Genomic DNA, 9,379 nt, shown 5'->3' with positions numbered 1-9,379 from the left:
GCTTATACCCGCCAATTTGCCGAAGGCTGGCGGGACAGCGGGGAGCGCGAAGGATCGCCGACGTCCGCTTTCGTTCCGCCCTTGGCATGGCCTTGCCTACTGAAAATTGCGGCCCTTGGGCATGACCCTTTCCGCTTCTTCCGACAGCGTTGCGAGATCCTGCCGGATCGGCGCGCTTTGTTTGGCGGGGCTGGAGCGATCCGAACCGTCCTTGGCGAGGTCTCTCGGAGGAACCGCTGGTGCGGCCCCGCTGACCTTCTCCAGAAGCACGGTCAGCCAGGGCGTCAGATCCTCGATCCTCTCGGCGACGATGTGGACCACGCCCGATTCCGACTGCAATTTTCCGGTGACCTTGACGAACCGGGCGCCCATGACGATCGGCCGGTAACGGTCGAAGGTCCTTTGCCAGAAGATGACGTTGGCAACCGCCTTGTCGTCCTCCAGCGTCAGGAAGATCGCATTGCCCTTGCCGGGGCGCTGCCGCACCAGCACGAGGCCGGCGACGGAGACGCGCCTGCCGTCGCGCACGGAAGGCAGGTTCGCATTGGGGATGACGCCGGCGCGGTCGAGCCGCTCGCGCAGGAAGGCGACCGGATGCGCCTTCAGCGACAGGCCGAGCGCGCGGTAATCATGGATGACATGCTCGCCGAGCGGCATTTTCGGCAGCTTCGTCTCAGGCTCCAGCTCGCGCAGGCGAAGCGCCGGCTGGTCGAACAGCGGCAGCCTTTCGGCGGCGCTCTTGCCGTCGAGCGCGCGCACCGCCCACAAGGCTTGGCGACGATCAAGGCCGAGCGAACGGAAGGCATCGGCCTGCGCCAGCCGCTCGATGTCGCCGACATCGAGGCCGGAGCGCAGCCAGACATCCCTGACGGATACGTAGCCTGAGCCGCGCTGTTCGACGAAGGCCGCCATGCGCTCCTTCGACAGGCCCTTGATCTGGCGGAAGCCGAGCCGCACGGCATGCTTCGTCTCGATGACGCCGCGCATCTCGGCATGGCGTGGGAGGATGCGGGCCGGATCGAACGGCGCCTTTTCCAGCGTGCAATCCCACACCGAAAAATTGACGTCGACATCGCGAATGTCGACGCCATGGTCGCTTGCGTCGCGCACCAGCTGGGCCGGCTGGTAAAACCCCATCGGCTGCGAATTCAGGATCGCGGCGCAGAACACGTCGGGATAGAAGGTCTTGAACCAGCAGGAGGCGTAGACGAGCAGGGCGAAGGAAGCGGCATGGCTTTCGGGAAAGCCATATTCGCCAAAGCCCTCGATCTGCTTGAAACAGCGCTCGGCGAAGTCCTTCGTGTAGCCCTTGCCGACCATGCCATTGATCATACGGTCGCGGTAATTGCCGATGGTGCCGGTGCGCTTGAAGGTGGCCATGGCGCGGCGCAGTTCATCGGCCTCGCCCGGTTTGAAACCGCCGGCGACGATGGCGATATTCATCGCCTGCTCCTGGAACAGCGGCACACCTAGTGTCTTGCTGAGGATCGCCTCCAGCTCCGGTTTTTGATACTCGGGTTTTTCCTTGCCCTGCCGGCGGCGCAGATAGGGGTGGACCATGTCGCCCTGGATCGGGCCCGGCCGCACGATCGCCACCTCGATGACAAGGTCATAAAAGGTTTTCGGCTCAAGGCGCGGCAGCATCGACATCTGCGCCCGCGATTCAATCTGAAAGACGCCCAATGTGTCGGCACGGCAGATCATATCGTAGACCCGGGCGTCTTCTGCCGGCAGGGTGGCCAGCACATAAGGTCGGCCGTATTTGTCTCGCGCCTTTGGATAGTGGTCAGTAAGCAAGGTGAAGGCGCGCTGGAGGCAGGTCAGCATGCCGAGCGCCAGCACGTCGACTTTCAGGATCTTCACCGCGTCGAGATCGTCCTTGTCCCATTCGACCATCTTGCGCTCGTCCATCGCCGTCTTGACGATGGGCACGATCTCGTCGAGCCGGTCCCTGGTTATGACGAAGCCGCCGACATGCTGCGACAGATGGCGGGGGAAGCCCATGATCTCATTGGCACGCTCCATCACGTGCCTCGACACCGGATCGGTGCGGTCGAGGCCGCCGGCGCGGGCTTCCTTCTCGCCAAGCTCCGATGTCGACCAACCCCAGATCGAGCCGGAAAGCGATGCCCTGACATCCTCGGACAGGCCCATCGCCTTCGACACTTCGCGCAGCGCCGAACGGCCGCGATAGCTGATGACGGCGGCCGCAAGTGCCGTGCGCTTGCCGCTGTATTTCTCGTAGATGTACTGGATTACGGTTTCGCGCTTTTCGTGCTCGAAATCGACGTCGATATCCGGCGGCTCGTTTCTCTCCTCGGAAATGAAGCGCTCGAAGAGCGAATCGATTTTTTCCGGTCCTACTTCGGTGATGCCGATGCAGAAGCAGACGACCGAATTGGCGGCCGATCCACGTCCCTGGCAGAGAATATCCTTGTTGCGCGCGAACTTGACGATGTCGTAGACAGTCAGGAAATAGCGGGCATAGTTGAGGCGTTCGATCAAAGCGAGCTCTTCCTCGATGCGCCTGGTCACCGAATCCGGCACACCCGCCGGATAGCGGTTGGCCGCTCCCTCCCGCGCCAGCCGCTCCAGTTCAGCCTGTGGGCCAAGACCCGATTCCGTCGGCTCGTCCGGATAATTGTACTGAAGGTCGCTCAACGAAAAGGTCAGTTCTTCCGCAAACCGCAGCGTCTCGGCCAGCGCTTGCGGATGCCTGCGGAACAGGCGCGCCATCTCCATTGGCGGCTTCAGATGACGCTCGGCATTGGCGCTGAGTTGCAGCCCGACCTCGGCGACGGGCGTGTTGAGGCGGATCGCGGTCAGCACGTCCTGCAGCGGGCGCCGTTCGGCCGTGTGGTAGAGAACGTCGTTGGTCGCCATCAGCGGAATACCGACGCTCTCGGCAAGCGCCGCGGCCTGCTCGATGCGGAAACGGTCATTGCCGGCGTAGTCGGGCGAAACGCCAAGCCGCAGGTACCTGCCGAAGCGGCCTTTGAGGTCTCCAAGCAGGGGAAGACTATCTTCCGCGCCCGCCGACAGACCGGGCAGGACCGCCAGCGACATCAGGTCACCCCATTCGAGGAGGTCGCCGCGCTGGAGAAGGGTGGCGCCTTTTTCGTTCTCGTCGCGCAGATTGGCTTGGGTAAGCATGCGGCACAGATGTCCCCAGCCCTTGCGGTCCTGGGGATAGGCGAGGATGTCCGGCGTGCCGTCGCCGAAAACCAGCCGGCAGCCGGGGTGATAGGAGAGCTTTTCGACCTTGGCCTGCTGCCAGGCGCGCACCACGCCGGCCACCGTGTTGCGGTCGGCAAGCCCGATCGCGGAGAAGCCCAGGAGCTTGGCCGCGACCACCAGCTCCTCCGGCTTGGAGGCGCCGCGCAGGAAGGAGAAATTCGACTGGATGCCGAATTCGGCATAGGGGATGACGGTCAGCGCGTTCATGCGAAGACACCATGCATGAACCAGCGCGGCGGTACCTGCGTGTTGCCGTAAAGACCTTGCCGGTAGAGCCAATAGCGGCGGCCATCGGCATCCTCGATGCGGAAATAGTCGCGCGTCGATGCCGCCTCGTCGCTTGGCGCTTCCCGCCACCATTCGGCGGCGATGCGTTCCGGCCCTTCGGCGCGCGTGACCCGGTAGAGCGCGCGCCGCCAGCGGAAGTGCAGCGGTGGTCCTTCCGGCATTTCAGTGGCCGGCACATCGATGGGTTCGGGCGAGCGGAACAGCCGGATTGGCCGTTCCGGCGGAAAAATGGTTTGTGGCGCCTGCAGCCTGCCGGGCTTTTTCGGCGGCGTGGTCCGGCGCGGCGCTTCGGTGAAGGGGATCGTGGCGACAGCACGCTCCGGCAGATGGCTCTCGACCGCGACCGGCCGGAGAACCGCGCCCTCGCCGAGCCGGGCGCGGATGCGGTCGGCGAACAGCGCGATATCGGCGCCATCGTCGATCGTTTCACCAGTCAGATCAGCCTGCTGCATGTCGAAGGTGGCTGCCGCCAACACCGAGAGCCGCACCAGATCGAAACCATAGCCGGCATCGATATCCTGCTCGAGCGCGGCCAGCCTCTCATGGAACAGTTTCTGGATCAGCATGGGTTCGCGCATCGGCCGCGAGGTGCCGATGGCGATGCGGCTGACGGCGCCGTCGACGCGAAAGAGCAGCAGCGCCAGTGTCCTGGCACCCTCGCCGCGGCGTTCGAGATCGGTTTTCAAGGTCGCCGCCAGCATGCCCACCAGCCGTTCGATGTCCTCGGTCAGGGTGACGGGTTCGGCGAGGTGGCGTTCGACCGAAAGCGGCGCGACGGGAAGGCGCGGCGACACCGCTTCGTCGAGACGGCCAAGCGCCTGGTCGAGGCGCAGGAGCAGCAAGGCGCCAAAGCGGCGGGCGAGCGGCGCGCGCGGTGCCGCCATGACGGCGCCCGCCGTGCGCAGGCCGACGCTTTCCAGGCTGGTGCGGGTCGCCGGCTCGATGCGCAGTGCGGCCAGCGGCAGGGGTGCCAGCAGCGCTTCCTCCTCGCCTGACACAATGATGCGGTCACTGCAAAAGCGTGCCGCCGCCCAGGCCGCGCCAGGCGTCGCGGCAAGCCCGGCTCGGACATCGAAACCCTGATGGAAGAAGCGCGACAGGATCTCGTCCAGCATGGCGCGTTCGCCGCCGAACAGATGGGTGCAGCCGGTGACGTCGAGAAACAGACCGTCCGCGCCATCCAGCGCCACCAGCGGGGTGTAGCGGTCGCACCAGTCGGCAAGGCCTTCGAGCAGACGGCGGTCGGCTTCCGGATCGGCCTCGACGATGTCGATCGACGGATGCATGGCGCGCGCATCGGCAATGCCCATGTCGCGCTTCAGGTGCAGCGCCTCAGCCCGCTCGTCGAGGGCCGAGATGCGCTGCGCGTTGCGGTCGCGATGGCTGATCACGAGCGGCGGGTGAGAGAGGTGATCCGACGGCCGGGAACGCCAGGACCGCCCCAGACGCTGGCGCAGGATCCTTTCCGCCGCCAGATAGGGAAACCACAGGGACAGGATTCTTTGTCCGGTCTCTTCCCTCGCTCCTTTTTTCGTCGCCCCATCTTTCGTCGAATGCGCGTTCATCGGGGTTCCACTCCAGTGTGAATTGTCCAGGCAGGGCTGTGCGGCTCTTGCCGATGGTGAGGGCGAAGGCCGGGCGGCCGATCGAGCCGGCCAGCGGCCCGGCGATGGTGTCGCGCGGCACCGCCGGCGCCGAGGCGACGATGAGGCGGACAGGGGCGGCCGTCGGTTCGGGTTCGGCCGCCTGCCGCAGCAGGAACACCGGCCGGCCGGCCGCTTGCGCCCTTGCATGCAGCCGGCGTGTCGCGGTCAGGTCCAGCCGCTGCGGATTGCCGCGGATTTCCAGGATGACCGCGGCGAGCGCTGTCATCCGGGCCGCCTCCTCGGCGACCCACAGCGCATCGACAAGCCTTGGCGCCTCGGAAAACAGCAATTGCTCCGGCTCGATGCCGAACGAGGCGTGAAGCCCCCTTGCATAGGGAAAGCCGGCCTCGCGGAAAATCTCCGATGTGCCGATCCACAGCACCGGCAGCCCCGGCGTTTGCTTGAGGATCAGACTGGTGAGCGACAAAGCGAAGCCGGCGACGGCCCCGGCATCGCGGGTTTGCGTGCCATGGATTTCACTCAGGGCGGCCTTCGGCAGGCCGCCGCTCAGGGCGGCGTCGAGGCGCTCGACACCGATAGGCAGAAACGCATCCGGCAACGCCGCGGCAATGCCACGCCGGACGATTGTGAGATCGGTGTTGGCGTCGGCGTGAAGGGGCGCGGCGGCCGGCGCGGCCAAGCGCTCGGGCAGCGTTCCCTCGATTTTCGCGATCTGGCGGCGCAGGGCAAAAACAGTCTCCCGCGCCACGGCGGTCATCGCCATGACGGTCAGCTTCCACTCACAATTGTTCCTGTTATGTTCCCTATAGATTCCAGAGGGGGACCCAGGAGTCAAGCAGAGTCATGGGGAATTTATTCCTCTCGGCAGGGATGGCGCAGGCGCATCGGCCCGTTCATTTGCCGATTCCGGTGCGAAAGCCTATATGCCGGGATCAAAGGACAAAGCATGGCCCGCATCTACAAGACCCGCACCTGGCACGACGAACTCTCGCCCTCGATGGACGAAATGGAGTTCCTGGCGCTGGAGGCGTATGCGCATCTGCCGGAGGATTTTCGCAAGCTGACCGGCGAGATCGTCATCCAGATCGCCGAGTTCCCGACCGACGAGATCATGGACGACCTGTCGCTGGAAACGCCCTTCGACCTGCTCGGCCTGTTCGAGGGACGCGGCATCGCCGAGCGCTGGAACCCGCAGACCGGCGAAGGCCCGAACCGCATCACGCTCTACCGCCGCGCCATCCTCGATTACTGGTCCGAAAACGAAGAAACGCTGGGCGACATCGTCACCCACGTGCTGATCCACGAGATCGGCCACCATTTCGGCCTGTCGGACGATGATATGGAGAAGATCGAAGAGGCGGCCGAGTAGCACTCAGATGACGGAAGCAGAATTTGCCGACCTGATCGATTGCAATTGGCCGTACCACGACATTTCACAAAGCCGGGAACTGATCGCAACCGCCATCGGGATTTCGCCGAATGCCGCTTTCCTCGCACTTAGTGAGCTTTGCCATCTGCCCGCAAGTGCTGCCATCGAACCGGCCACTCTCGTTGCCCTGGTCGATTTCTGGCTATCCGAATTCGACCACCCGATGGCACCTATGACAGCGGAATGCGCGATCTCCATGATTGAACGCAAGCGGTTGCCGGTTCCTGAAATCCTTACGAGAATGGATTCCGTCTCCGGCTATCCCGGTCTCCTTGCAGCGCTATCGATCCTCTATTTCGGCTGCGATGACGTCGAGGGCCGCGCAGACGCACGGTTCAACGAAATCAGAGCCGCCTGGGAAAATCTGGCGTAGCTGGTTACTGATCGACCAAGCGCTGTATTCGGCCCTCATTCCTGACCGTCGATATCCTTGACTACTGGTCCGAGAACGAAGAGACGCTGGGCGACATCCACGAGATCGGTCACCATTCGGCCTGTCGGACGATGATATGGAGAAGTTCGAAGAAGCGGCCGAGTAGCCCCACACCTTCGTCATCCTAGGGCGGAGCAAGGAGCGAAGCGACGCGGCGCAGACCCTAGGATCCATGCCGTGACGGCGATGCTATGCTCCGGCGGTGCAAGAAACCCGAGCGGCTACCAGCCGGTTCCACGAAAGAGCTCGAACCACTCCGGATTGGCCGTTTCGATCAGCTCGATCTTCCATTGTCGAGGCCAGCGCTTCAATGACTTCTCGCGCTGGATGGCATCGGTAATGTCGAAATATTCCTCGTACCACACCAGCCGCTGTACGCTGTAGCGACTCGTGAAGCGCGAGCCCTGGCCGGCCTTGTGCTCAGGCATTCGACGGCCGAGATCGTTGGTGACGCCGATATAGATGGTGCCGCGGTTCTGACTCGCGGTCATATAGACGTAGCCGGTCGTGGTTTCAGGGTAGCGAGCGTTGATGCGCGCACAAGCGCCATTTTGATCCGCCGCATTCTACGGCCAATGTCACGGCATGGATCCTAGGGTCTGCGCCGCGTCGCTTCGCTCCTTGCTCCGCCCTAGGATGACGAAGAAAGAGAGAGTCCTCAGCGCTGTCCCCTACCAGTCACTCAGCTTGGTATCGGGCCCGTATTCCTGGCCGTCGACATCCTTGACCACGGCCTGGCCGCAACGCATCGTCTTGGCCTTCTTGTCGTAGGCATAGGTCGGCGAGCCGAACAGGTGCCAGCCCTTGTTCAGCGCCGCCGTCACCTTGTGGCAGAAGCTGGCATCGTCCGGGCCGGACAGAAAGCGGTAGAGTTTCATTGTTCAGTCCTGTCGTGAGTAGCCATAGCCCGCTCGCATCCATCGAGCATTTATGCCCCGATGGCGGCTGCCTTCGCCAGCAGTTTTTCGGCCTGCGCCAAGTGCAGGCGCTCGACCATCCTGCCGTTCAGCGCGATCACGCCCTTGCCGGCATTCTCGGCGAGCGCGAAGGCTTCCTTCACCGAGCGCGCCTCGGCCACGGCTTCCGCGGACGGTGCGAAGGCACGGTTGGCGGCTTCGATCTGGGCCGGGTGGATGAGGCTCTTGCCGTCGAACCCCATGGCCGCGGCTTCCGCGCATTCATGGGTGAAAGCGCCGAGGTTGCGAAAATCGTTGGAGACCCCGTCGAGCATGTCGATGCCGCCGGCGCGCGCGGCCAGCACCATCTGCATCAGCCATGGCACGAGGTAGCGTCGGTCAGGCGTTGCCAGAATGCCGGTCTCCTTGACCAGGTCATTCGTTCCGGCAACGAAACAACTGAGCCGCGAGGCCGGGTCACGGCCAAGCTCGGCGATGGCGCCGATGTTGAGCAGCGCCTTGGGCGTCTCGATCATCGCCCACAGTTTCACGCTATCGGGGACAAAATTGTCGTCGAGCACATCGCCGGCCTCGAGCAGGTCGCGCGGCGTGTCGACCTTGGGCAACAGGATGCCGTCGGGCTCGCAGCCTGCGGCAGCCAGCAGGTCGTCGGCGCCCCATTCGGTTGCCAGAGCATTGATGCGCACGATCATCTCGCAGCGTTCGTTGGGGCGGTTGGCGAAAATGCCGGCCAGTTTTTCGCGAGCGGCGATCTTGTCGGCCGGGGCTACGGCATCCTCGAGGTCGATGATGATGGCGTCGCAGGCAAGCTGCGCGATCTTGGCCAGGGCCTTGTCGTTGGAGGCCGGGATGTAGAGCACGGAGCGGCGCGGGCGGTAGGTTTCCATGGGTGATCTATGCCGCGTGCGGGCAGGTGAGGCAAGCGCGCAGGGCTGTGCCTGAGGCGAGCCATCGCGAAAGCTGGTGCTGCCCCTCACTGTCCTGCCGGACATCTCTCCCCGTAAACGGGGCGAGAGGAGATGGCGGCAACGCCGGCGCCTTTCTTGCGACGCTGGAGATTGGCGAAACCGGCGACAAGAGCGTCCCTCGCCCCGTTTACGGGGAGAGGATGCCGGCAGGCAGGTGAGGGGCAGCGCCGACGTTAGAAAGATGGCGAATTCGACCTCAACAATTGCCTGCACGAAAACTGCACAGGCCTGCGGAAAACCTCCTCCGATCCGCCTCACCCTTTCCCCGCCGGCCTGACAAACAGACGGCATGCAAAACCGAGCAAAACCCCGATGGTCCCTGCCTTACCGGCTGCGCCGCGAAGACTGGTGGCTGGCCGATGCGCCGCGCGTGTGTCCCGTCGCAATCCTCATTCCCTTTGTCCGCAACAGCCCGCCGGCAACCCGGCGGGACGCCATCAGGAAAGCCCGATCATGACAGCGTTGCTCTCCGCCGCGCCGAGCTATTGCAGCCGCTTCGG

General features: G+C 64.1%; 8 protein-coding genes and 1 pseudogene. 3 read left to right on the top strand and 6 right to left on the bottom strand.

All coding sequences use genetic code 11. From position 1 onward, the window contains the following. Positions 1 to 96: 96 nt before the first annotated feature. The 3 genes from EN893_RS08305 to EN893_RS39090 are packed head-to-tail and all read right to left on the bottom strand — an operon-like array spanning position 97 to position 5,895. Entirely contained in the window at positions 97 to 3,444 is a 3,348-nt protein-coding gene (locus EN893_RS08305) for an error-prone DNA polymerase (protein ID WP_127267294.1), read from the bottom strand. Further along, the gene (locus EN893_RS08300; RefSeq protein ID WP_127808653.1) at positions 3,441 to 4,916 is read right to left on the bottom strand and encodes a DUF6504 family protein; all 1,476 of its coding nucleotides are present in this window, start codon (positions 4,914 to 4,916) and stop codon (positions 3,441 to 3,443) included. Before EN893_RS08300 ends, EN893_RS08305 begins: the two co-directional genes overlap by 4 nt. Further along, positions 4,858 to 5,895 carry a hypothetical protein gene (locus tag EN893_RS39090; RefSeq protein WP_127267293.1) on the bottom strand — a complete coding sequence of 346 codons (1,038 nt, stop codon included), beginning with the start codon at positions 5,893 to 5,895 and terminating at the stop codon, positions 4,858 to 4,860. Before EN893_RS39090 ends, EN893_RS08300 begins: the two co-directional genes overlap by 59 nt. A 183-nt stretch (positions 5,896 to 6,078) precedes the next feature. On the opposite strand from EN893_RS39090, the gene EN893_RS08290 reads away from it, so the two are divergent. From EN893_RS08290 to EN893_RS39085, 3 genes and pseudogenes are all read left to right on the top strand, one after another. Next, entirely contained in the window at positions 6,079 to 6,501 is a 423-nt protein-coding gene (locus tag EN893_RS08290) for a metallopeptidase family protein (RefSeq protein WP_023763026.1), read from the top strand. 7 nt (positions 6,502 to 6,508) lie between these two features. Continuing rightward, positions 6,509 to 6,934 (top strand): hypothetical protein, encoded by a 426-nt coding sequence (locus tag EN893_RS08285; RefSeq protein ID WP_127267292.1) that lies wholly within the window; start codon positions 6,509 to 6,511, stop codon positions 6,932 to 6,934. Positions 6,935 to 6,987: 53 nt separating this feature from the next. Further along, positions 6,988 to 7,100 (top strand): annotated as a pseudogene (locus EN893_RS39085) (metallopeptidase family protein); the annotation flags it as partial. A 115-nt stretch (positions 7,101 to 7,215) separates the two neighbouring features. On the opposite strand, the gene EN893_RS08275 reads toward EN893_RS39085, so the two are convergent. The 3 genes from EN893_RS08275 to EN893_RS08265 form a co-directional block, all read right to left on the bottom strand. Next, positions 7,216 to 7,485: a GIY-YIG nuclease family protein gene (locus EN893_RS08275; RefSeq protein WP_127267291.1), complete on the bottom strand. Its 270-nt coding sequence runs from the start codon at positions 7,483 to 7,485 to the stop codon at positions 7,216 to 7,218. A 180-nt stretch (positions 7,486 to 7,665) separates the two neighbouring features. Further along, a complete protein-coding gene (locus EN893_RS08270) occupies positions 7,666 to 7,872 on the bottom strand; it encodes a DUF1737 domain-containing protein (RefSeq protein WP_127267290.1) in 207 nt (68 codons plus the stop codon). A gap of 50 nt (positions 7,873 to 7,922) precedes the next feature. Next, positions 7,923 to 8,798 (bottom strand): CoA ester lyase, encoded by an 876-nt coding sequence (locus EN893_RS08265; RefSeq protein ID WP_127267289.1) that lies wholly within the window; start codon positions 8,796 to 8,798, stop codon positions 7,923 to 7,925. Between the last annotated feature and the right edge of the window lie 581 nt (positions 8,799 to 9,379).

Source organism: Mesorhizobium sp. M7A.F.Ca.CA.004.04.2.1 (assembly GCF_004022825.1).
Classification (GTDB): Bacteria; Pseudomonadota; Alphaproteobacteria; order Rhizobiales; family Rhizobiaceae; genus Mesorhizobium.
The sequence above is the reverse complement of the archived record's forward strand: the minus strand, read 5'-3'. Positions and strand labels throughout refer to the sequence as shown.